A 24,333-nucleotide genomic window follows, 5' to 3' on the forward strand; every position below is an offset into this window, starting at 1 on the left:
AATTGGGGGTTGGCCATGTCGCAATTGTACATTAAATTTGGCGATAGATTACAAGCTGACAGAGAAAATTACCTCGGAGGCTGAAAAGGCAAAACTAAAATCCTGACACAGTTCAGCGTACACTCCCTGGTTATCCCGACAATTGGGGTTAAGGATGAGAAAGAAGGTGGTTTAAGTAACTTCAATAAATCCTGTATCCTGCATTTCGGTAAAAAAATCTAATTCCATACTGTCTCCTAAAACTCGGTTAAAATCTTGTTTTTTATCAATTGTAAGAATACCATTGTCGCTAAAAAAAAGCCGAACTAATTTGACCCCAAAGACAATCCCTTCATCAGGAGTTTCAAATACCAACTTATCATAATTTGAACCTTCTATCGCTGATTCTAATTTTGCATCAACAGGTAAATTCTTGATTTTACTCGCATCAACGCTCAACTCGGCTGTGTTCTTTCTCTCAAATTGCATTCGCATTTTCTTAGCTCTTAGTAAAGACGTAGCTACAAAGAAATTGCCTTTTTTTATTTCTTCTTTATAAATGTCTCTCAACTCATTCTGATTCTCATTAAGCCAATTTCTTAAGCTTATTTCGTCCGCATCCGTAGTTACAATTTCTTCTATATGAAAAATAACTGAACTACTGTTTGCAAAAGCTAAGTCAAAACTTGGTGCTGAATCTTGAAAGTAGCTTCCCAGTACCTTAGCGGCAATGGTTGAAGACAAACTATTCGTTTTTCGTAAATCTATATCTATGCCTTGCCCATCACTTAAGCCAATTGCACCATGAATCTTATCAGAAAATAGCGACTTTATAAAACCACTTGTTGGTTGTGCTTCCGATTGAATCCATATTCTTTTAAAAGTATTTTTAATAGTATGCTCATAAATATGCAAAGGTCTGATAGAAGTCTTAGGATAGGCGACAAGGCTATATCCTTTACTCTTCAATGCTACTACAAACGGGTCATTACATTCCATGATTCTAAGTGGTTTTTTTTAAAAGTTTGAATACTTTGCTATAATCATAAAACTCTCCATCATCGTGTTTTGCTCTATATTTATCTTGGTTTAGTTCATAACAAGTGTATTCGAATACTGATTCTATTTCCATTGGAGATTTTTTTAAAAGTTTGTAAAACTTTTCTGAAAAATCAACCGCTGCTTTTGGACTTATAGCAATAGTAGTTCCTACGGCATACTTGGTAAGTCCTTTATCTACAATCTTTTTAGCACTAGTTTCTGAATCACAAGCTATCAATAAAATCAGTTCTTTTACTTCTTTCGTTTTTTCAAGTTGTTTGCACAAGTAATCTGATGGGACAGGATTAGGCCGCTCTTTATGCTCATCGTGGACAAAAAATAACTGGTCAGGAATACCATGAACAGTGATATGGACGATGTCTTTCCCTACTGTATGTGAACCAATTTCATTGTATTTTGTATTTAAATTGTCATAAAACTCAAATGCATCACTTATAGTATCTGCAATTATTTGCTTTTGAGCAGGTGCTCTTATATGGTTTTTGTTTTCAGGATCTGCTGTTAGAAATATGATACTTAATTTAGCTTTGTCCGGGAGAGGTATTGGTTGTTTTGGTATATATTCCTTTGTCGGAGTTGGTAAGTCAAACATAAATCTAAAAATATTAGTACTATCCAACATACATACATCTTCGATATCTGCTTTTGCTTTCCATTTATTATTATAGAAACAATACACCTCAAAATCCAACGGCATGAGTTTGGTGGTTTTGAGGTCATCATTCAGTGCCAGTAACGTTTTCTGTATCTCTTCCCAAAGTGGATGCTGTCCTTTATCATCTTTCAATCGAATATAAATACTGTGTTCCTGCCAGCGTTCAGTTACTTCAGCATACGTATTAGTAGCTCCGTCATGAAGTACTACTCCTTTTTTCCAGCGGAGTTCATTGTATATCTTACTATGTAACTTAACCATGAATTTGTGTAGGGTACCAGCCGGTAAAAATGGCGAATACGTTAGTTTTATCTCACAATCAAAGTCTGCAAGGTACGGGGGATAATTGGGTTGCTTTTCGGTAAATAAAGCTGGGACGATAAAATTACCCTTTTCTTCATAACAAAAATGATAGGAAATCAGTAGTTCTAATAGTTTTTCACGTTCTCTCTCATTGTATTCCTTCCAGATTTTGGGTAAGAAGTCAGGTTTAAGCGTAGCAATATCATCATAAAACTCAAAATCAATCACTTTACAAATGGCATCTTTGACCCAAATAGGATTCAGGACAATCCAATCTTTGAGCTTTTCATTGTCTCCAAAATAGATGACAGCACCGATGCGATCTAGCACCGCCAACCATGCCCTGATTTCATCCGCGTTTAATCCTCTTCTGGTACAGACAGTGATAAATTCTTCTTTGCTGATGTAGTTAGTACCTTGACTTTTAAGTTGGTTCAAATCTTCTTTTGCACCCAGCCATTCTGAGCTGTACTGTACCGTGAAGATATCGTCACTGATTTTAGAAATACTCTTGGCAATAAGTTTGGGTAGCGCAGCAAATTGCTCTATATCCACGCAACTTATTTTGATAAACTCTTCAACGTTGCCAAATTTATTCTTAACATCTTCCTCATTAATAGATCGTTTGCCTATATCATTTTTGTTTTGAACATAGATGACCGGACTGTGTTGGCCACTGTCGTTGTTGTAGGCATTGGCCATCGCCAACCAATATTCATACCCTATGTATAATTCATTATGAGCTACTGTGTCGTCGTATGACGTGACGTAGAGGTACAGCGACTTTCGACTGCAAAAAAGCTGCTGAATCTCCCGATATTTGCCCTGCCCTCCAAAATCCCAAATATTAAACGTAAAAGAGGTTGATTCTGGCAAACCCGTTTGGGTACCAGGTAAGTTTGCAATCGTATAAGGTACGATGTCTAACCCAGGCGTTCTGTCTTCTTTAGCAGGTAATGGGGCATTGATATCCAGCAGTTTGAGCCGAATGGAGGTTTTGCCGACTTCTCCATTGCCAATCAATATCATTTTGGCTTCATGCAGGTACTCTTTAGTAAAGTTTGCTTTGTTTAACGATGTCAGGTAGCCTTTCATCGTGTTCCAACAGTTTCTGTCTGTGTCCCATATTTCACGGTCAATTCTGCGTAATTGATTTCCTTGTAAGTATAAGGTCTCCATCGTTTCTACTTCGCTCAAAAATGGCGCTAATTCAGTCAGTTGGTTTTGGGCTAAATGAAGCGTATTGAGCAAACGCATAGAGCGATTGAATATGATTCTTTTCAAGGTATTTTTATCTGCATATATATACTTTAATGCGCGAAATCCTGTATGGAAACTTAATCTATCCAATTGATTTTCACTCACATCTAGCAACACCAATACTGGACAATCTCCCTCAAAAACCAACTTTGTTAGGCGATTTTTTTGCAAATAAATCTGCTGTAACGACCGAAAGCCCTTCGGAATGGTGATTTCTTTAATGGCGCAATTGTTGAGATACAAACGCGTAAGGCGCGGCAAAGGTACTTCAAAAATAATCTCTGTTAGTGATTCGCTGCCACTCAGGTAGAGATATTCCAACACTTCTGCGTCTTTCCCTAAGACAAGCTTTTTTAGCTTACTATTGCCTATACTCAAAGCCGTGAGCTGTCCGGCTGCGTTGATGGCATAGCTATTGTCATAGCCTTTCACGAGCCGCACGGCAGTAATGGGGCCGTCGTCTTTTTGAAGAGTAAGGGTTTGGATTAAGTCATGGAGCATTGCTATATGCTGTTTTTTTTAGAAATTATTTTTGACCCGCGAAGCGGGTTTTGAAAGTACACTTTCCGCTCCATTTCGGTACAAGGTGCTGGGTCGTCGTCCCACCTCCCTTTGCGACCTTATACCTCCATTTCGCTCTTCTTTTCTGCTCACGGGATTTTCTACTGAACTGAAGAAGAAAGAACCAACCGAAAGCCGAGGTAACTGTCGCGATCCTCGGGCGGGCCACCGTAGCGGTCCGAGGAGCGGCAGAGCCGCGCGTAGCCGTTCCAGCTGCCGCCGCGACGCACGCGGAGCGAGCCTGTAGCAGCGCCTGTAGGATTAACTACAGCACGACCTGTAGTGCGGCTATAGGCCGCATACGCATACCAATCACTGCACCATTCCCACAAATTGCCACTCATATCGTACAAACCCAAAAGATTCGGCGTTTTCAAACCTACGTCTTTCGTTTCTTCATGGCTATTTACGTCATACCAACCTACTTCTTCTAATTTGTTGCTGCCTGCGTAGATAAAAGGGTACTTCTCCCCATACACCCCACCTTGTGCGGCATATTCCCATTCGGCTTCGGTGGGTAAGCGATAATAGCGTTTTGTTAGCGCATGAAGTCTTGGCAAAAACCTTGTTACGATGGTGGCATAATCTACGGTTTCTATGGGACGGTTATCCCCTTTAAAATAAGCAGGGTTAACCCAATCGGGACCACTCATAACCACATCCCACAGTTGTTGTGTTACTAGAAATTGGCCCATCCAAAAGCTACTTAATTGTACTTTATGTACCGGCTTTTCATTATCAAAAGCCTCTTTATCGTTACTTCCCATTTCAAATATGCCCCCTTGTACATATATCATAGTAAATGCCATTGGGGTGTTTTCAAATTCGGAAAAGGATTTCATAGTGAATAACGTTAAAGCCTATTTAAAAATAGCAGCAGAGCTTTCGGCCTAGGCTACTCACACTGCTGCTGGGGTTCTGAGTATCTCAGAACGTTTTTGTCCCCCAAGAGGAACCGGACAAACATCTGTTCAGTGGTTGTCGTCCGACAATCCCGTGAGCTGAAGAAGAAAGAACCAACCGAAAGCCGAGGTTATTGTTGCGGTTCGTTCCCTATGATGTTTGGCCTAAGCCCTTTGGCTGTATGATACGCCTCGTCCAAATATCGCATTTTTTTATAAATCGTTGCTTACTTTGTTGGGGTAGTTTTGGCCAAATTTGCCATTTCGCTCTTCTTTTTGCTCACGGGATTTTTCTACTGAACTTAAGAAGAAAGAACCAACCGAAACCCGAGGTTAGTGTCGTGACTCTCGGGCGTATCGAAGTGGCGGCAGTTGGCTCGGCAGTACTGCGCGCTGCTGAGCCAACTGCCGCCGCGAGGCACGCGGAACGAGCTTTTAGTAGGGCTATAGGCGGCCTCATACCAGTTTTGACACCACTCCCACAAATTGCCTGACATATCGTATAATCCCAATAAATTAGGCGTTTTCAATCCGACATCCTTGGTTTCTTGGTAGCTATTATCAAAATACCAACCTACTTCTTCTAATTTATTGCTACCCGCGTATTCAAAAGGATACTGCCACTAATATAGCCCACCTCGTGCGGCATATTCCCACTCGGCTTCGGTGGGCAAACGGTATGTTGTATTGGATGGGCGGCTTGCGTTGGTTAAAGCATTCAATCGAGGCAAAAATTCAGCAACGATGTCTTCCCATGATACTCTCGCCACGGGTCTATTGGCTCCTTTAAAATACGAAGGGTCTGTTTTTGCGGTTTCTTTCATCACATAGTTCCATAATGCTTGGGTTACGAGGTATTCTCCTATCCAAAAATCGCTCAATCGTACGCGGTAATCATCCGCCATTTTAAAAGGAGCTCGGTGGAGATTGCCTTCTACCGCAATCATGGTAAAGGAGAGGGACGTATCGGAGAAGGTTTGTAGATGGTTTTCCATGCGGTTAGGATAAATAACCACTAATATACGGCTTGTCTCGCAATTTTTAGGTCCGTATGACGCCCTTTATCATCGCTACGGGATATTTTTACTTAGGGGTTTCTGCGGAGTCGTTTTTTGTAAAAGGCGGTGGTTGAGATAGCAAGACGCCCACTTTTGCTCAACTGGGTTTTTCCCTACTGAATCGGAGGAACAGAAAGAACCAACCGACATCCCACATTATTGCTGCGATTCTCAGGCGTGTCGTTGCTGCGGACTGCCGAGCGGCATCCCATTGCTGGATAGTTCCAACACCCCCCCCGAACCACACGATACCAACCGTGGGTAGGGCCTGTAGGGTTGAGTGTAATATCTTTACCTAGGTCTGGATAAGTATCGTACCAATCACTACACCATTCCCAAACATTCCCGCTCATATCATAGATACCCAAACGATTAGGTTTTTTCAGACCTACCGTTTGCGTTTGTCCCTGGCTATTTTCAAGGTACCAGCCCACTTCTTCCAACTGATTACTCCCTGAATAGGCAGTTGGATTTTGCCACTCATATTTCCCACCTCGTGCGGCGTATTCCCACTCAGCTTCCGTAGGCAAACGATAATAGGTACCCTCAGGCCGATTATTTTTTGTTTTATCATTGAGTCTTGGCAAAAACAATCGGTCAATATCTCTCCATGAAACTTGCTCTACAGGCTGACTAGCTCCTTTAAAATAGGAAGGGGCGGCTAGATCGGTATCGCCCATTACATAGGCCCACAAAGCTTGTGTCACGGGATACTCGCCTATCCAAAAATCGCTCAATCCAACCCGATATGTCTTACTCATTTTAAAGGGCTTATCTTTCCTATTCCTCCCAATTGCCACCATATTGAAAGAAACAATGCTATCGACGAAGGTTTGTAGATGGTTTTCCATAAGCACAGCAAAAGACGTCCTAAAGTAAAGAATTTTAGGCAAAGTCAGGTAGAGTAAGAGCTATCTTTCGCTAGGTATCTACAACAAAAAAGCAGAAGCAAACAAGGGCTTCTGCTTTTTTGTTGGTCTTGGGAGGATGGCCACAAAAATTTAGGGCTTCTTCTTCTTCAACTGCAAATAATCCAAGAAGTAAATCACCTTTACCGAAATATTGTTGTCGCATAGTAGTCACAAAATACTCGATTTTTGTTGATAGCGGTAGAGACGTTGCATGCAACGTCTCTACTGTTTATTCCGATTTCAATGTTTTGGCAGGATTGGTTTGTACCGCCCGCCATGAAAAATAACCCACGATAGCCAACGAAACGCCCAGAACCAGTAAAAGAAGAAACGCCATCGTAAAATAGCTAACGCCGTTGTGGAATACAAGGTAACTATTCATGTACAGCCCTACCGCAACTCCCAGCGGAACTGCAATGATAGCCGCAATGCTGAGAAGTTTAATAAAATCGGCGGCCATCAGTCTCATCACTTCTTCCGCAGTGGCTCCAATTACTTTGCGGATGCCAATTTCTTTGGTTCGCTTCTCTAAACTGTACGTCAGAATGCCAATAAGCCCCAAAATAGCTACCACAAAAATGACAATGCTCTGCATACCCGCAAACTGCATGTCTTCGTAGGGATAATAACGCTCATACATGTCGGTATCAAGCCACGACGCATTCATTTCGACGTACGGATGGTGTTTTTTCCAAAGCGAGGCCAAGGTAGCTTCCAAAGATGCTCGGTCGGTGGCGGGCGACGTCTTCACACACATCACCCTAAATGCCGCAGGCTGGTACTGAAACACGACGGGTTCGATTTTGTGTTCATAATCGTAGTGACAAAAATTGGCCACCACGCCAACAATCGTTGCCGAAACGGTATCGTTCAAAACGATGAGTTTGCCAATCGCCTCTTGGTCAGCCCCTAAGTGCAAATGCTCTACCGCTTTTTGATTCACTACCACCATGGGCAAAGCCATTTCGGACTTACTTTCGGGCAGGTTTTTGCCAGCTACTATTCTTAACCCCATGTTGTCGATAAACTGGCGGTCAGCCGCGTAAAAAAACGCGGGCTTTGGGGCGTCATTTTTAGTGTTTTTTATTTCGATGTAAGGCGGAGTATTGCCAAAACTCAGCGACGTGTAGCCGATTTTTTCCACTTCTTTGACGGTGCTTACCTCCGCCGCAAAGCGTTCGCTAGGCGTTCCTGTCAGGTGAATGTTTAGTCTATTTTCGCGCTGGTAATTTTCGTTATCATTGGCCATGTATTCTATTTGGTGGTAGGCGTGCCCAATGAAGAAAATATACACCAGTGCAATCGTAAACTGAACAATTATCAGCGATTTACGAAAACCGATTTTACCAAAACTCGCGGGCGAAATAGTGCCTTTTAGTACTTTGACAGGCTGGTAGGACGACAATACGAGGCTAGGGGAAGCCCCCGCAACAATTCCCAAAACGAAGTTAAAGGCCAAAAACAGCAAGATAAGGTATTCCCAGTGGTCAATCTCCCACGTAAGCCACGAAACGTGAATAAATGTTTTTATCATCCACAGTAAAAACAAACCCATGCCAAGTGCGAGGTACGAAATCAGCACCGATTCGGTCAAAAACTGAAAAATGATTTGCGACTTGGTCGCTCCCGCTACTTTTCTCACGCCTACTTCACGGCTTCGGTTCATCGAACGAGCCAGCGTAAGGTTGATGTAGTTTAAGGCTGCGAGAACAAGAATAATTAACTGAAACCCAAAATTGATGTAAATACTGCGAACGTCTTGAACGTAGGGGTCATTTTTCAATTCTTTTTCCGAAGGTGAAATCTCGGCCAAGGCTTGTGCCTGAAAAGCCAAACCCTTTCCCGCCGCTGCGTCCAGTAATTTGTTGACTTCGCTCGAAGTTGCGCCCAATTGTTTGTTAAATGACGCGATGCTCCGCCCTTTCGATAGTTTGACAAAGGTATGGGCATTTAATTCCGACCATTCTTTTGCTTTATCACTACCGTTCGAGTACCCCGCTAAAGGCACCAGCACATCGGTTCTGAACTGCGTTTTTTGCTGGTTAAAAGGCTTGAGAACGCCTACTACTTTAAAACCACCGTAGGTAGGGTGTTCCAAAATGCGTCCGATTGGATTTACTTCTTTAAAAAACCATTCGGCGGTTTCGTGGGTAAGCACCACGGTATTGGCTTCTACGGGATAGCTACCTTTTTCCAAAGGAAAATGAAAGACTTGAAAAAAGGCCGCGTCGGCGTAAATCGCCCGTACGTTTTTTGTTTTGATTCCACTGCTCAACACCCATTTAGAATCACGTACAAGCGTCGTGGATTGTTCGACACCCACCCATTTTTCCTTGATGTATTTCCCCAACGCTACGGGACTTGACGCCCAGTGCGTCATTTCTCCATCTTGTTGCTTTTCATCGGTGATAATTCGGACGATGCGGTCGCTGTCTTGGTGAAAATTGTCGTATTCGTAATAGGAAACGATTTGAATCAACGCCATTAACGCCGACGGCAACGCAAGACTCAGGCCAAGCAGATTGATAAAAGAAAACAATTTGTATTTCAGCGCATTACGAAAAGCGATTTTGAAATAATTACGTATCATCGTTGGACTGTATAAATAGGTTGTGGGATACTGAGACCGTTTGTTTTGGGCAAAAGGCCGTAAAAGTTTGATGGCATTGAAGGTATATTTCCAATCGGCTTTGCGCTCGCCAACAGTAGCTACCCAATGGTTGTATAATTCCAATAAATCACCTTCTAGTTCTTCCGAAGTGTTGGGGTCGGCCCACCATCTCAGCAGTGTTCTGGCCCAGCGCGGTGGTGTGTGCGCCATTTACTCCGATTTTAAGGATTTTACGGGGTTAACTAACGCCGCTTTGATGGATTGAAATGCAACTGTCAACAGGGCAATTCCAACTACCATTAGACCCGCTACAGCAAATACCCACCATTGCAATTCAATCCGATATTCAAAATCTTGAAGCCATTGATTCATAGCATACCAAGCAAGCGGTGTGGCAATGACAATACCGATAAGTACGAGTTTGAGAAAACTGCCAGACAATAAAACCACTAAGTTGGGCACAGAAGCCCCCAATACTTTCCGAATACCGATTTCTTTGGTTCGCAATTTCGACTCGTGCGCTACCACCCCAAATAACCCCAAACAGGAAATAATAATGGCCAAGCCCGAGAAAGCATTCAGAATCTGACTCATGGTGTCTTCTTTTTTGTAAAGCGTAGCCATTCGTTCATCCAAAAAGGTATAACTAAACATCGTATTAGGCGCCACTTTTTCTACCGTAGTTTTCAGATAATGGATGGTTTGTGGAATGTTACCTGCGGCAATTTTAACCAATATATTTCCCGTCCAGGCGGGTTTGTATTCCAATACCAATGGCTCTACTCGGCTGTGAAGAGAAGCAAAATTATAGTCTTTCACTACCCCTACAACTTTCCCCTGCACGCCCATTGAGTGATTTACGATGATTGCTCCTACTGGATTTTTTAATTCCAATATTTTGGCGGCTTTTTCATTGATAATGAACGTAGCGGAGTCGTTGAATTGGCGTGAAAAATTACGCCCTTCTTTCAAGGGAATATTCAATACCGTTAAAAAATCTTCATCAATGCGACTCACTTTAAAAGAGGGAAACTCCTTGCCAGCAGGAGGGTTCAGCGGCGTAATTCCCTCGACACTTAAATCATCCCCAATCAAATTGGAAGATTGGCCTACGGCTGCAACGTTGGGATTGCGCGTCAGTTCATTTTTGAAAACCGCTGAATTAGCCAATACCTTTTCTTTTAAATTGCCATAGAGTTTTATTGCAATTACTTGTTCTTTGTCAAAGCCTAACTCTTTGTTTTTGAACAAGTTCATTTGCTGATAAATCAAAATCGTAGAGCTAATCAAAAAGCCAGAAACTACAAATTGCAATACAATGAGGCTTTTTCGCAATACCGTTGCTGATGATTTGGGGAGCTTATCCGATTTTAGCGATGCAATTGGGTCAAATTTTGAGATAAACAGAGCTGGAAACAAGCCCGACAACAACCCCACGAATAAAATCATCGCAATCATTATCAACAAGTTAGCAGGTTGAAGAATTTCCCAACCCGAAAGTTGTTTGCCCGCCATTGAATTATAAAACGGAATGACAAGGCGATAGAGACAAATCGCAATCAGTCCCGAAAGGATGATTAAAATAAACGCTTCACCCAAAAACTGTGTCACCACCTGTGCCTTTTTAGCACCCAACGCCTTCCGCATTCCAACTTCTTTGGCGCGTTTGAGTGCCTGGGTAGTAAAAAGATTAATGAAATTAACACAAGCAATAATTAGAATCAGAATTTCAACAGCAATGAAAATATAGACATACAAAATACTGCTGTTTGGTCCCATTTCTTGAATCAAATTGGAAGTAAGGTGAATGTCGGTCAGTGGCTGAAGGCGAGCTGTACTGGCAAATTCGGCTACTTTTTTCTTCTCTTCGTCGCCGTTGGGTTGATAAAATTTAACGTAAAAGTCGTTCAGCCGTTTTTCTATTTTCTGGGCGTCTTTTGCGTCTTTGAGCAAAATATAAGTCCAGCCAAACATCCAACCCCTACTGCTCGTCCAGTCTGGGGAAGCTTGTTGGTAAAACGTAGGCATCGAAACCAAATAATCAAACTTGAGATGGCTATTATTGGGCAGATTATCAACGACAGCCCGTACCCACAAATCTTCTTTGCTATCAAATGTCAATTTTTGGCCAACTGGATTTTGAGCTCCAAAGAATTTTTCCGCCGTTTGTTTCGTAATCACCACCGCTTCAGGCTCTTGCAATGCTTTGAAAGGATTACCACTGATGGGTTTTAAGTCAAAAACAGTCACTACAGAAGAATCTGCATAATAACCCGACGTTTCGGCTTGTTTGTCGGGGCCGTTGTTGGTGATTTGTGAACCTCTGCTAGAAAAACGAACGGCATCTTGAATCTCAGGAAAGAAGTTCATCATTTCTCTCGCCAATGGAGGTTGCGATTTTGACCATTCGGTGGTAACCATTCGGAAGATACGCTCGTGCTTCGGAAAGTCTTTTTCATAGCTCAATTCTTCTTTGATGTGTAGCGTCAGTAGCAAACCGCAGGAGAGCCCAAGGGCCAAGCCGATAAGGTTGAACGAGCTATAAACCTTCTGTTTGAGGAGGTTACGAAAAGCGATTTTGAAATAGTTACGTATCATCGTTGGACTGTATAAATAGGTTGTGGGATAATCAGATCGTTTGTCTTTGGCAAATGGGCGTAAAAGTTTGATGGCATTCAAGGTATATTTCCAATTGGCTTTGCGTTCGCCAACGGTAGCTACCCAATGGTTATATAATTCCAATAAATCACCTTCTACCTCCTCAGAAGTGTTGGGGTCGGCCCACCATCTCAGCAGTGTTCTGGCCCAGCGCGGTGGTGTGTGCGACATTTATTCCGATTTTAAGGATTTGACGGGATTTACTGTGGCAGCTTTGATAGCTTGATAGCTCACCGTTAGGAGCGCGATACCGACGGCCAAGATGGCCGTTACCACAAAAATCCACCATGAAACCTCGGTACGATAACTGTATTGTTGCAACCAGCCATTGGCAAAATAATACGCGACGGGCGAAGCAATGATAAGCGAAACCATTACCAATCCGATAAATTCTTTCGAGAGCAAGCCCCAAAGATTTGGAACAGATGCCCCCAACACTTTACGAATCCCGATTTCTTTGGTGCGTTGTTCAGCCACAAAACTTGCCAATCCGAATAGTCCTAAACACGAAATAAAAATGGCTAAAACCGCAAATAGCCCCGAGAGCGTTTTGAGCCGTTGCTCATTTTCAAACTGACTGGCGTATTCTTGGTCTATAAATTGATAATCAAATGGATACGCTGCATTGAATTTTTTAAAAATCTGCTCGATAGTCGCAAGGTTGTCTGCGGTAGTATGATTAGGATTGAGTTTAATGTGCATCGTATTAAACCACGCCCCTGGGCCTTCAATCACTGTAGGAGGTATATCTTCGTAAGGTGACCCCGTTAGATAATCTTTCACTACTCCCACCACTTTCCACTGCGTTTTTCCAGATTTACTAAACAGGAGTTGACCAATTGGGTTTTGAAAGCCCATCAACTTAACCGCCGTTTCGTTCAAAAGCACCGAAAAACTATCCGTAGGGTATTTCGTAATATCAATGTCTCGCCCTTCTATCAACTGTAGCCCTGCGGTTTTAACAAAGTCTGCATCGGCACTGAATAACGTAAGGGCGGTATTAGTGTCTTTAGGGGCTTCACCAGCCCAGCGTAACCCCCACGTACGTGAGCCACTTTCCGTGAGTCGGTTCATGGTTTTGGTCACCGAGGCGGCACTGCCTGAACGGAGCAATTCCTGCTTGAGCAACGCATAGTTTTTATCAATATCACCCACAAATGGAACGTGAATCAAGTTGTTTTTTGAATACCCCATTGCCCTATTCTGCGCGTGTTGTATCTGGTTTCTCACCACCAAAGTAGAAATGATGAGCAAAATAGCAAATGTAAACTGCGTCACTACTAACAACTTACGCGGCGACACAGCGGCTTGGCTTTTTTTGAATTGTTTTTTAAAAATTCCAATGGGGTTAAAAGACGACAAGTAAAACGCAGGATAACTCCCTGCCAACAAACTTGTGAATACCAAAAAGGCCAGTACCCAAACCCAATATGAAACATTGGAATAGGGAATGATGAGTTCGGTATTGATGAGCGTATTGAAAGATGGTAACGCCAATTGGACCACCAACAAAGCAAGAAGACCTGCAATGCCCGCTGTCATGAAGGCTTCCATCATAAATTGGCCCACGAGCAGCCCTTTTCCTGCCCCTGCCGCTTTCCGAATCCCCACTTCTTTGGCACGTTTTTCGGAACGAGCCGTGCTGAGGTTCATAAAATTGATGCAGGCAATCAACAAAATAAAAGCAGCAATCAATCCAAACATTCTCACCATTTCAATGCGACCACCGACCGATTGCCCATTTTTAAATTCATCGTACAAATGCCAGCGGTCGAGTGGAAATACAAAATGAGTCCAAACATCGTTGCGCCCTGCGTTGCGCCGTGTTAAGTCTTTGATTTTTGCGTCAAAAGCCGCCACATTGGTGTTAGGTTTTAAGAGCAGATACGTTGGTGTATTGTTACTGAGCCAGCTTTCATTGATCGACCCGTCGCCGCGTTTTTTTAGGTAATCCCAAGGCAGTAGGTACTCAAAATGAAAGTCCGTATTGGAAGGTAAATCCTTCAAGACACCTGTCACCGTAAAATTGTCAGATTCATCAATTTTAAGAGTTTTGTTTAGCGCCTCTTCGGTTCCAAAAAGCTTTTTAGCCAACTTTTCGGTAATGACAATGGAGTTTGGATGAACTAACTGCTTCATTTCTCCACCTTGCAGCAGAGGAAAACTAAATAATTGAAAAAAATCAGGGTCAACAATGTTTCCTTCAACCCCTGAGATGCTTTTATCGTTGGCTGTAATCAAAAAACTGTTGGTTCCCTTCACGCGAGCAAAGGCTTCTACTTCGGGATACTCCTTTTTTAGGGTTGGCCCTAGCGGTTGCGACGTCACAGGAATGGCATACGCTTCCCCATCAACGTTGGCCGCTAGACCATATACTTGGTAAATACGGTCTTTGTTTGTGTGAAAAGTATCAAAACTGACCTCATTTTGCAACCACAATGCTATCAAGCACGTACCCGCCATGCCGATGGCCAAGCCAGTAATATTGATAAAAGAAATGCCTTTTCCTGCGACCAAATTTCGCCAGGCGATTTTGAAATAGTTACGTATCATCGTTGGACTGTATAAATAGGTTCTTGGATACTGAGACCGTTTGTCTTTGGCAAAAGGCCGTAATAGTTTCAACACATTCAAGGTATATTTCCAATTGGCGCTTCGCTGGCCAAAAGTCGCTACCCAATAGTTGTATAATTCCAATAAATCACCTTCTACTTCTTCGGAAGTGTTGGGGTCGGCCCACCATTTGAGCAGTGTCCTGACCCAGCGCGGTGGCGTGTGCTGCATAAATGGGCGGTGCTTATTCTGATTTTAAGGATTGCACGGGGTTCATCAGAGCCGCTTTGATAGCTTGAAAACTAACCGTCAATAATGTGATTATCAACGCGCCTACGCCTGCTGCTGCAAAAATCCACCACGAAATTTCCGTTCGATAGGTATATTTTTGCAACCACTCGTTCATGAAATAGTAGGCTATAGGAGCCGCGATGACGCAGGCAATAATCACTAAAATCACGAAATCTTTGGAGAGCATTTGCCAAACATTAGACACACTGGCACCCAATACTTTACGAATCCCGATCTCTTTGGTACGTTGTTCGGCCACGAAAGAGGCTAATCCAAAAAGTCCGAGGCAGGAAATGAAAATAGCTAAAACCGCGAAGAGCATAGATAACTGACCAATGCGCTGCTCTTGACTGAATTTTTGGCTATAGACATCATCGACAAATTTATAATCAAACGGGGCGGAGGGGACGAGCTTTCTGAAAACTGTTTCAATTTTAGCCAAAGCTTCGGTTGTGCCAACCGTGGGTTTGATCCTGATTGTCATTTGGCTCGAAACTTTGCGGGAATCTAAAAAGTAAAATGTACCGTTGATAGGCTCATAGGGTGACTGAATGACCATGTCTTTGGTAACTCCCACAATTTGCCAAACAAACTTTCCATCTTCGGTTTTAATGTATTCGCCTATCGGATTTTTCAACCCAATGTATTTGGCAGCCGCTTCATTCAGAATCACCCCTGCCGAATCTGATTTGTATTCGTCCGAAAAATCGCGTCCAGCGATTATTTTCCAGTCAATCGTCTTCCCAAAATCAGAAGTTACTCTGATTTTATTAAAACCAGACGGCGTTTCCGGAGCTTTGTCTTTCCAGGTAAATCCGCTCGACCTATTCCAGATGGATGTCAACGGGCTGTTGGAAAGTGCCACGTTTGATACTGCGCCCGTATTCAACAACTCTCTTTTGAAAACATCGTACTTGTCTTTATAATTAGGGTCATTTAGGCCAATCGTAATCAAGCTTTCTTGATTATAGCCAACTGGGCGGTTTTTCGCGTGTTGAATTTGCTGGTAAACCACCATGGTTCCGATAATAATGACCACCGAAACCGTAAACTGAACCACCACCAATGCTTTGCGTGGAACCGCTGCAAAACGACCTGCTTTAAATGTGCCCTTCAGCACTTTGAGGGGTTGAAAAGAAGATAAATATAATGCGGGGTAAATGCCCGTCAAAAGCCCTGTTAGCAAAATAAAAGCAATGCTTCCAGCCCAGAAATACCCATTAGTGAATGGTAAAGAAATGGCTTTGTCGGCCAATTCGTTGAACCAACGCAAAGCGAGGATTATTAACCCGCAGGAAATGACAAACGACAGTAGCACAACCAAGAATGATTCACTAAAAAACTGTCCTATCAACTGCGTACGTAGCGAGCCAACGGCCTTGCGAATACCGACTTCTTTTGCTCGTTTTTCAGACCGAGCTGTACTTAGATTCATGAAATTGATAGAGGCCAACAACAGCACAGAAATACCGATAATACCAAAGAGCCAAACAAAAGTAACGCGCCCGCCCGCAGGTCTGCCATCGGTAAAATCGGAATATAAATGCCATTGCGGCATCGAATAGACAAATATTTCTGGCTTGTAGCTTTCCAAAAGCTTCATAAAATCGGTTGGAACATTTTTAGCATAAAAGTCTTTGAGACCAGCCTGTGCGGTTTCTAAACTTACATTGGGCTGAAGCTCAACATAGATGCCAAACGAGGTATTACCCCAGAAATTCACATTCTCTTTTACCCATGCGTTTGAAGAAACAAATAAATCCCATGGCGAAAAAAACTGCACTTCGCCGAAGCGTGAATTTTTAGGCATATCTTCATAAACCCCAGTTACTTTTACATCGATGGCATTATCAATTTTAAGGGATTGATTGATTGGGTCAGTGCTCCCAAAAATAGCTGCCGCCATTGATTTTGACAATACGATGGAATGAGGGTCTTTCAGGCTTCCATAACTTCCTTTGAGCATCTTCAACGAAAGCATTTCCAATATACCAGGTTCCACAAAATGGCCTCTCCCGGTCAGATTTTTCTCATTAAGCTTTAATGTGTAGTCGCTTACGGCCCAAGAAACCAGCACCTTAGAAAACAAATGCTTGTAATTTTCTTTCAACGCCGCTCCCATCGGTATAGGCATGTGTGGACTACCTTCGCTTACGCCAGTGCTGGGCTCGGTCGAAATAGAACGTATTTGCCCGATTCTCTCATAATTTCGATGATATTGGTTAAAACTCAATTCATCATAAATCCAAAGTCCTATCAGCATAGCGACGGTCATACCAATGGCCAAGCCTGCGACATTTATAAACGAATACCCCTTGTGTTTGAGAAGGTTACGAAAAGCGATTTTGAAATAGTTACGTATCATCGTTGGACTGTATAAATAGGTTCTTGGAAACTGAGACCGTTGGTCTTTGGCAAAAGGCCGTAAAAGTTTGATGGCATTCAAGGTATAGTTCCAATTGGCTTTGCGCTCGCCAACGGTAGCTACCCAATGATTGTATAATTCCAATAAATCACCTTCAACTTCTTCGGAAGTGTTGGGGGCGGCCCACCATTTCAGCAGTGTCTTGGCCCAGCGCGGTGGCGTGTGCTGCATTTATTCCGATTTTAAGGATTTGACGGGATTCATTAAAGCCGCTTTGATGGCTTGATAACTGACCGTTAGGAGCGCGATACTGACGGCCAAGATGGCCGTTACCACAAAAATCCACCAAGAAATATCGGTATGGTAGTCAAATTTTTGTATCCAGTTGTTCATCCCATACCATGTTATTGGCCCAGCAATAACGCAGGCTACCACGACCAAAACCACAAACTCTTTCGACAAAAGTCCCCATAAGTTGGACACCGAAGCGCCCAATACTTTCCGAATACCAATCTCCTTCGTGCGCTGCTCGGCCACAAAACTCGCCAGCCCAAACAATCCCAAGCAAGAAATGAATATGGCCAAAATGGCGAAGAACGTGGCTAACTTGCCGATGCGAACTTCATCGGTGAATTTTTTGGCGTATTCTTCATCAATAAATTGATACTCAAACGGTGCGGCAGGATTGTGCTTGCGGAAAACGGTCTCGATTTTGGCCAAGGCATCGCTTGTACTGGTCGTAGCGTTGATTTTAATGTTAATGATACTAACGTCTTTGTAGTCCAACACAAAACTGGTACGAAAAACGGGCTGGTATGGCGACTGCATCACCATGTCTTTGACCACCCCAATGACGTGAAACACTTTGTCGTCGATTTTTACAATTTCTCCAACAGGCTTTTTCAATCCCATAAACTTTACGGCCGTTTCGTTGAGAATCATCGCGGAAGAGTCGGAGGGAAAATCCCGTGAAAAATCGCGGCCTTCTTTCAACTCCCACCCAATGGTTTTCCCGAATTCGTGCGTTGCCGACACCGCCGCAAAATTGCCTTGAATGCCTGGATCTTTGCCTTTCCAACTGTAGCCGTTATTAATTGCCCAAACGCTCGTGATTGGGCTCGAAGATTCGGATACCTCGGAGATAGCACCCGTTTTTAGTAAATCATTGCGCACTACTTCGTATTTGTTGGCCAAATCAGGGGTTGAAATAGGCACAAAGAGCAGCTTATCTACAGCATAGCCTGCGGGGCGTTTTTTGGCAAAATCTATCTGCTGGAAAACAACTATCGTTCCAATCATCAAGGCCACCGATACCGTAAACTGAACCGTTACCAGTACTTTACGCGGCACCGACGCAAAACGCCCCACTCGAAATGTACCCTTCAAAACCTGCACAGGCCGAAACGACGATAGATAAAACGCGGGATAACTCCCCGCAATGATGCCCGTGAGCACCGTAAAACCCATTGCCGACAGCCAAAACAGTGGCTCATTCCACAATACTGTCATTTTTTTGTCTGCCACCTCATTAAACATGGGTAAAAGAAGATGTACCAACAAAATAGCTACCCCCAAGGAAATGAACGTTACTAACAATGATTCACTCAAAAACTGGTTGATTAACTGTCCGCGTACCGAACCTACCGCTTTGCGAACGCCTACTTCTTTGGCGCGTTTTTCGGAACGCGCCGTGCTGAGGTTCATAAAATTGATACAGGCCAACAGCAGTACAAACCCGCCAATAATGCCAAATAACCACACAAATTCAATGCGACCGCCGATGTTAACTCCATCTTTGAATTCTGAAAACAAATGCCATTTACGCATCGGATGCAAAAACACCACGGGCTTAAATGCCCGTTCTTCGGGACGCACTTTGTGTAGTTTGACGTCTTTAATTTTGGTCGAAACTTGGTCAATATCAGCGTGCTCGGCCAGCATGGCGTAGGTTTGGGTAAAATTGCTGCGCCACGGGTTGGTCATTTCTTTGATCCAAGACTGACTGCTAAGGTACAACGACCATGGCAAGAGGAATGTCAAATCTTTGAAGTCGGAGTTATAAGGCAAATCTTTGTAAACGCCCGTTACTTTAACGTCGTTTTTGTTATCTATCTTCATCACTTTACCCATCGGGTCTTCACTGCCGAAATACGCTTTTGCCGCCGATTCAGACAAAAGAATCGAATTGACGTCGTTCAAGCCCGCCCGAGAACCTTTCAGCATTTGGAGGCTCAACATTTCAGTAATGCCTGGCTCAAAATAATTGCCCGTTTTGGTCAGTTTTTTATCACCGTAAGCCAAAATATGGCCGTTTGTCCACGACGACATCACAATGTATTTAAAATCATTGCCGTACTTATTTCGAATTTCGTCCCCCATCAAATAGGGGTTTGCGGTTTGGGTATTCACTTGTCCATCAAACGTTTGATGTTGCATTACTTGAACAATGCGGTCATAATTTCCAAACTGTTTGTTATATGATACCTCATCCCAGACCCAAAGCCCAATGAGCATTGCCACCGCCATACCCATGGCCAAACCTGCGACATTTATAAATGAATAACCCTTGTGTTTCAATAGGTTACGAAAAGCGATTTTGAAATAATTGCGTATCATCGTTGGACTGTATAAATAGGTTCTTGGATAGTGAGCCCGTTTGTCCTTGGCAAATGGGCGTAATAGTTTCAACGCATTCAAGGTATATTTCCAATTGGCGCTTCGCTGGCCAAAAGTCGCTACCCAATAGTTGTATAATTCCAATAAATCACCTTCCACTTCTTCCGAAGTGTTGGGGTCGGCCCACCATCTTAGTAGTGCTCTGACCCAACGCGGTGGTGTGGAAGTTGTGTTGCGCAAACCCATGCTTACCCGCCCATTAACTGCAAGGTTTGAGTAGGCAAAGCTGCCCAAAGCTCTTCTCGCACTTGTTTGACTTCTACCAGCGCTTTTCTTCCTGTGGCTGTCACCGTAAAAAATCGTTTGCGACGCCCACCGCGCTCAGCCGTCGCACCGCCCATCTGAGAAGCCAGAAATCCCTTCTCTTCTAGGCGTTGCAGGGTTGTATGTACGGAGCTAAACCCTACCGAGCGCCCCGTTTTTTGCTCCAGTTCTTGCGTGACGGTCACACCGTACGCTTCTTCTCCCAAAATGGCCACCGTTAGCAAAACGATTTCTTCAAATTCTCCCAAAAAGGTTCGTTTCATTGGATTAATTTATTTCCTCCGATAATGTCGATAAAATACCGTGCCAAAAAGAATAAATCCCCTTTTGAGGGCTTTTTGCAGGTTTTTCAATCAAAACGATTGTCCGCTTTTGGACAGTAGTCGTACCAAAGTGGACAGAAAAAAGTAGATAAGGAGAGGAGGTAGTAGAAGTTTCTAAAGCAATATGGAATGAGGGCTCTTCATCTTTACTTGTTGCTAGGATAGGTAAAGTTAGAATTCAGTTTCCTTTTGAGTAAAAAACAAAATCACTGGTTATTATGAAATCCTTTACGAAATATCTTTTATCATGCTTGGTGCTTGCGGTGGTATCATCGTATGCTCAAAAAACACCCGAAGACAAGGCGGGGTGGAAACTAGGCTCTCAGGCTTATTCTTTTCGCTTATTTACCTTTGCTGAGGCACTTCACAAAATTGATAGCTGTGGCCTAAAATACGTAGAAGCTTTTCCGGGGCAGACCATCGGCGGTGGTTTGGAAGGAAAAATGGATTTTAAAATGGATGCAGCTACGCGCCAAGCAGTCAAAAAATTGGTAAAAGATAAAGGGCTTACCATTGTAGCTTATGGCGTAGTAACTCCTAAAAGCGATGAAGATTGGACTGCTCTTTTTGAGTTTGCCAAAGATATGGGTGTTATCAATATCAATTCAGAGCCTTCAGCGGCTCAGGTGCCTTTGGTACGCAAATTAGCCGAACAATATAAAATCACGGTAGCGCTTCACAATCACCCCAAACCTTCGCGTTATTGGCACCCTGATACCGTCTTGGCGGCAATTGGTGGTAGCAAATACATGGCTTCTTGCGCTGATATTGGTCACTGGGTTCGTTCGGGTCTTGACCCTGTTGCTTGTCTCAAACAACTAGAAGGGTATGTCAGAGGGATGCACTTTAAAGATGTAAAGAAAGATACTCCTGATGGTAGATATCACGATGTGATTTGGGGTACAGGCGACTGTAAAGTAGATCAAGTGATTGCCGAAATGAAACGTCAGAAATTTAAAGGCCCCATTTCGGTCGAATACGAATATCACTGGGAGAACAACGGCCCTGAAATTGCGGAGAGTGTGAAGAATTTTAGAGAAATTTATAGCCGTAAGGCGCAGTAATTGAAATTTGTAAAAAAGTGGGAGAATGAGTAAATGCTCATTCTCCCACTTTTTTTATTCGCTTTTTAAACTCTTCATGGGATTGATCAATGCTGCTCTTATCGCTTGAAAACTGACGGTCAGCAACATAATAATGAGCGCTCCGATGGCCTGGCTGCACTTCTTCTAGCAAGCGGTAGAGACGTTGCATGCAACGTCTCTACGCGTGATATTATTCCGATTTCAACGATTTCACGGGATTGACCAAGGCTGCTTTGGTCGCTTCGTAAATTACTGTCAGGGTAGCTACAAGCAGCGTGATGGCAATGGTTACTACGAATATCCAAGGCTGAATTGTGATGTGAAACTTAAAATCTTGCAGCCATTGATTCATAAACCACCACGCAATGGGCGCCGCAACCAGAAAGGCAACGACAATTAAACGGGCAAACTCTTTTCCAAAAATCCATAAAATCTGTGCGAGGCTACTGCCCAATACTTTCCGAATTCCAATTTCCTTGGTTTTCTGCGCTGCCATGAAAGAAATAAGACCATACAATCCCAAACACCCAATAAACACCGCAATGAGCGAAAACAGCTGAATGAGTTTTAGCATCAGTGCCTCGGTTTCATAAAACGACGCGATGTATTCGTCCAAAAAAGTGTATTCGTAAAGTTGGTCAGGGTGCATTTTACTCCAAGCTTTTTCCACCGCAGCCATGGTAGCAGGTACGTTGGCAGTGCTGATTTTGACGGCATAATTGTTGTAAAAATCGCTGGCCGAAGGAATACAAACGGCGTTGATGTCTTCGTGGAATGAATGATCGTGGAAATCTTTGACTACGCCCACAATCGGTCCCGTCATGTTGCCATTAACGCGAAGGTTTTTTCCTAGTAAATCTGAGGGCGATGCTAGGTTCAATTTTTTTGCAAACGTTTCATTGACCAAAAATTCTTTTACGGTATCTGATGGATATAGATTTCGGCCTGCTACCAGTTTTAAGTCAAACGTTGGGAGATAATCGTTGTCGGCAGCCCTTACTGACACCCTAAAAGATTCTTCTTCTGAATGATTGTCATAGTGTGGTGCTGTTTGCCAGTAGCTGTTGGAGGCAGGGGCAGAATAGCACAGTGATACCTGTTCTATGCCTGCCAAGCTTTGCAATTGCGCCTTGACGGTTTTGGCTTGCTGAGGAGTTGAGGCAATGGGAATTAGCATAATAGCGTCTTTATTAAACCCTAAATCTGCTTTTTGGGCGTAATAAATCTGGCGCGCAATCACAATCATCCCGATGATTAGTACCTGCGAAATCGAGAACTGAACAATAATTAAGACGCGGCGCGTATTGAAGCCTCCGATGTTTTGCTGAGAAAGTTTGCCTTTGAGCGCCAAAATAGGTTGAAAACCTGCAAGAATTAATCCTGGATATGAGCCGGCAAAAAAAGTAACGATTAATATCAGTGCAGGGATAAACGCCACCAATCGCCAGTCGGTCAACAAATTGAGCGATATGTCGGTCGCAAACAACTGATTGACATACGGTAAAGCAAGCGCGGCTAACCCCAACGCAATGCCTCCTGCAATGGCTGCAATGAGACCTGTTTGGGCAATAAATTGCCAAAATAACTGCCCGCGAAGGCTTCCAAGTACTTTCCTTACGCCCACTTCTTTGGAACGGTTGAGGGCTTGGGCCGTGGCCAAGTTGATAAAATTAACACAGGCGGTTATGATCAAGAAAAGTCCAATCAGCGACAATATCCATAAGGTCTGCTTGTTCATTACCCCTCCGTATTGGGCGTTAAAATGCACATCGTTAAGGGGTTGAAGTTTGTAGTGGTGTACGTTTTTGCTGGTAGGTCGAAATTTCTTGACGTAGGCAGGAAACACTTTTTCCACTTCTGAAGGCAAAACGCGAGGGCGCAGACGAACAAAACATTGCATTGCACTGTGGATGCCCCCCCAAGCATCATCGCTGCCAAGCCAGTCGTTGTAGGATTTGAGGGTAGGGTAAGAAATAAAAATTTCGGTTTTCTGATCTGAATTAGAAGGGAGATTTTTCAAGACGCCTGTTACCCGAATATCAAGCTTGCTGTCCACCCTAAAAATTTGATTGATAGGATTGGCATTGCCAAAGTATTTTTGCGCGATTCGCTCGGTAATAATGCCTGTATTGGGTTCATTTAGTGCATTTTGGAAGTTACCTACCGACAAAGGGAAATTGAAAATATCAAAGTATTCGGCCTCTGTAAATGCCACTCCTTGGGATTCTTTGAACTTGTTGAGTCCTTTTTCGGCCTTTATTGAGATTAGCATATTGTCGAACTTACAAATTCGGCCTACTTTCTCGGCAAAAGTGTAATCATTTCTAAATGCTTTGCCCAGCGGGCTTGGCACTGCCGCTACGTACGAGATATTGTCGCGGTGCTGTTCGGTGACAATGCGATAAATGCGGTCGGAGTGCGCATGAAAATTGTCGAAACTCAAGTGGTATTTGACCAAAAGAAAAATAAGAAGTCCGCAAGTCATGCCAAGCGATAACCCCAACAAGTTGATGGAAGTATAGACTTTGTTTCGTTGGAGGCTTCTGAGTGCGATTTTGAAATAATTACGTAGCATATTGAGGCTGAATAAATAGGTTTGAGGATACTGAGAGGGTTTTCGTTTGATATAGCGCGGCTGAAAAAAGCCCAGCACGTCGCGCCAGTAACGCCAGCGAGTGCGCCGCGCACCCACGCGTTTGACTTGGTACTCAAATTCTTCGTGCAAATCTCCCTGTACCTCTTCCAGTAAGTGAGGCGCGCAGAAAAACTGCAAAAAGCGGTCGGCGAGGCAGGGTGGGCGGTTTTTCATGGGGTTG

Annotated in this window: 13 protein-coding genes and 1 pseudogene; 1 reads left to right on the top strand and 13 read right to left on the bottom strand. The window is 43.4% G+C overall.

Translation table 11 applies throughout. From position 1 onward, the window contains the following. Positions 1 to 171: 171 nt before the first annotated feature. The 12 genes and pseudogenes from P1X15_RS00005 to P1X15_RS00060 form a co-directional block, all read right to left on the bottom strand. Entirely contained in the window at positions 172 to 978 is an 807-nt protein-coding gene (locus P1X15_RS00005) for a hypothetical protein (RefSeq protein ID WP_277336092.1), read from the bottom strand. A gap of 4 nt (positions 979 to 982) precedes the next feature. Continuing rightward, a complete protein-coding gene (locus P1X15_RS00010; RefSeq protein WP_277336093.1) occupies positions 983 to 3,760 on the bottom strand; it encodes a COR domain-containing protein in 2,778 nt (925 codons plus the stop codon). 161 nt (positions 3,761 to 3,921) lie between these two features. Beyond that, a complete protein-coding gene (locus P1X15_RS00015) occupies positions 3,922 to 4,662 on the bottom strand; it encodes a formylglycine-generating enzyme family protein (RefSeq protein WP_277336095.1) in 741 nt (246 codons plus the stop codon). A 362-nt stretch (positions 4,663 to 5,024) separates the two neighbouring features. Further along, a pseudogene (locus tag P1X15_RS00020) lies at positions 5,025 to 5,717 on the bottom strand (formylglycine-generating enzyme family protein). 176 nt (positions 5,718 to 5,893) lie between these two features. Continuing rightward, positions 5,894 to 6,541 (bottom strand): formylglycine-generating enzyme family protein, encoded by a 648-nt coding sequence (locus P1X15_RS00025; RefSeq protein WP_277336096.1) that lies wholly within the window; start codon positions 6,539 to 6,541, stop codon positions 5,894 to 5,896. A 160-nt stretch (positions 6,542 to 6,701) separates the two neighbouring features. Then, positions 6,702 to 6,854 carry a hypothetical protein gene (locus P1X15_RS00030; protein ID WP_277336097.1) on the bottom strand — a complete coding sequence of 51 codons (153 nt, stop codon included), beginning with the start codon at positions 6,852 to 6,854 and terminating at the stop codon, positions 6,702 to 6,704. Positions 6,855 to 6,920: 66 nt separating this feature from the next. Next, positions 6,921 to 9,512, bottom strand: a complete 2,592-nt coding sequence (locus P1X15_RS00035; protein WP_277336098.1) for an ABC transporter permease — start codon at positions 9,510 to 9,512, stop codon at positions 6,921 to 6,923. After that, positions 9,513 to 12,131 carry an FtsX-like permease family protein gene (locus P1X15_RS00040; RefSeq protein ID WP_277336099.1) on the bottom strand — a complete coding sequence of 873 codons (2,619 nt, stop codon included), beginning with the start codon at positions 12,129 to 12,131 and terminating at the stop codon, positions 9,513 to 9,515. It abuts the gene before it with no gap. Continuing rightward, the gene (locus P1X15_RS00045) at positions 12,132 to 14,744 is read right to left on the bottom strand and encodes an ABC transporter permease (protein ID WP_277336100.1); all 2,613 of its coding nucleotides are present in this window, start codon (positions 14,742 to 14,744) and stop codon (positions 12,132 to 12,134) included. 13 nt (positions 14,745 to 14,757) lie between these two features. Beyond that, the gene (locus tag P1X15_RS00050; RefSeq protein WP_277336101.1) at positions 14,758 to 17,400 is read right to left on the bottom strand and encodes an ABC transporter permease; all 2,643 of its coding nucleotides are present in this window, start codon (positions 17,398 to 17,400) and stop codon (positions 14,758 to 14,760) included. Next, entirely contained in the window at positions 17,401 to 20,031 is a 2,631-nt protein-coding gene (locus P1X15_RS00055) for an ABC transporter permease (protein WP_277336102.1), read from the bottom strand. A 2-nt stretch (positions 20,032 to 20,033) separates the two neighbouring features. After that, a complete protein-coding gene (locus P1X15_RS00060) occupies positions 20,034 to 20,372 on the bottom strand; it encodes a PadR family transcriptional regulator (protein ID WP_277336104.1) in 339 nt (112 codons plus the stop codon). A 278-nt stretch (positions 20,373 to 20,650) separates the two neighbouring features. On the opposite strand from P1X15_RS00060, the gene P1X15_RS00065 reads away from it, so the two are divergent. Then, positions 20,651 to 21,496 carry a sugar phosphate isomerase/epimerase gene (locus tag P1X15_RS00065; RefSeq protein ID WP_277336105.1) on the top strand — a complete coding sequence of 282 codons (846 nt, stop codon included), beginning with the start codon at positions 20,651 to 20,653 and terminating at the stop codon, positions 21,494 to 21,496. A 211-nt stretch (positions 21,497 to 21,707) separates the two neighbouring features. Here P1X15_RS00065 and P1X15_RS00070 read toward each other — a convergent pair whose 3' ends face one another. Beyond that, complete coding sequence (locus tag P1X15_RS00070) at positions 21,708 to 24,326, bottom strand: ABC transporter permease (protein WP_277336106.1); 2,619 nt, start codon at positions 24,324 to 24,326, stop codon at positions 21,708 to 21,710. Between the last annotated feature and the right edge of the window lie 7 nt (positions 24,327 to 24,333).

This window comes from Runella sp. MFBS21 (assembly GCF_029433105.1).
Classification (GTDB): Bacteria; Bacteroidota; Bacteroidia; order Cytophagales; family Spirosomataceae; genus Runella.

Bases quoted from the DNA above. Each gene is read 5' to 3' on its own strand.
- P1X15_RS00005 (WP_277336092.1), bottom strand. From the start codon at position 978: ATGGAATGTAATGACCCGTTTGTAGTAGCATTGAAGAGTAAAGGATAT.
- P1X15_RS00010 (WP_277336093.1), bottom strand. From the start codon at position 3,760: ATGCTCCATGACTTAATCCAAACCCTTACTCTTCAAAAAGACGACGGC.
- P1X15_RS00015 (WP_277336095.1), bottom strand. From the start codon at position 4,662: ATGAAATCCTTTTCCGAATTTGAAAACACCCCAATGGCATTTACTATG.
- P1X15_RS00025 (WP_277336096.1), bottom strand. From the start codon at position 6,541: ATGAGTAAGACATATCGGGTTGGATTGAGCGATTTTTGGATAGGCGAG.
- P1X15_RS00030 (WP_277336097.1), bottom strand. From the start codon at position 6,854: ATGCGACAACAATATTTCGGTAAAGGTGATTTACTTCTTGGATTATTT.
- P1X15_RS00035 (WP_277336098.1), bottom strand. From the start codon at position 9,512: ATGGCGCACACACCACCGCGCTGGGCCAGAACACTGCTGAGATGGTGG.
- P1X15_RS00040 (WP_277336099.1), bottom strand. From the start codon at position 12,131: ATGTCGCACACACCACCGCGCTGGGCCAGAACACTGCTGAGATGGTGG.
- P1X15_RS00045 (WP_277336100.1), bottom strand. From the start codon at position 14,744: ATGCAGCACACGCCACCGCGCTGGGTCAGGACACTGCTCAAATGGTGG.
- P1X15_RS00050 (WP_277336101.1), bottom strand. From the start codon at position 17,400: ATGCAGCACACGCCACCGCGCTGGGCCAAGACACTGCTGAAATGGTGG.
- P1X15_RS00055 (WP_277336102.1), bottom strand. From the start codon at position 20,031: ATGGGTTTGCGCAACACAACTTCCACACCACCGCGTTGGGTCAGAGCA.
- P1X15_RS00060 (WP_277336104.1), bottom strand. From the start codon at position 20,372: ATGAAACGAACCTTTTTGGGAGAATTTGAAGAAATCGTTTTGCTAACG.
- P1X15_RS00065 (WP_277336105.1), top strand. From the start codon at position 20,651: ATGAAATCCTTTACGAAATATCTTTTATCATGCTTGGTGCTTGCGGTG.
- P1X15_RS00070 (WP_277336106.1), bottom strand. From the start codon at position 24,326: ATGAAAAACCGCCCACCCTGCCTCGCCGACCGCTTTTTGCAGTTTTTC.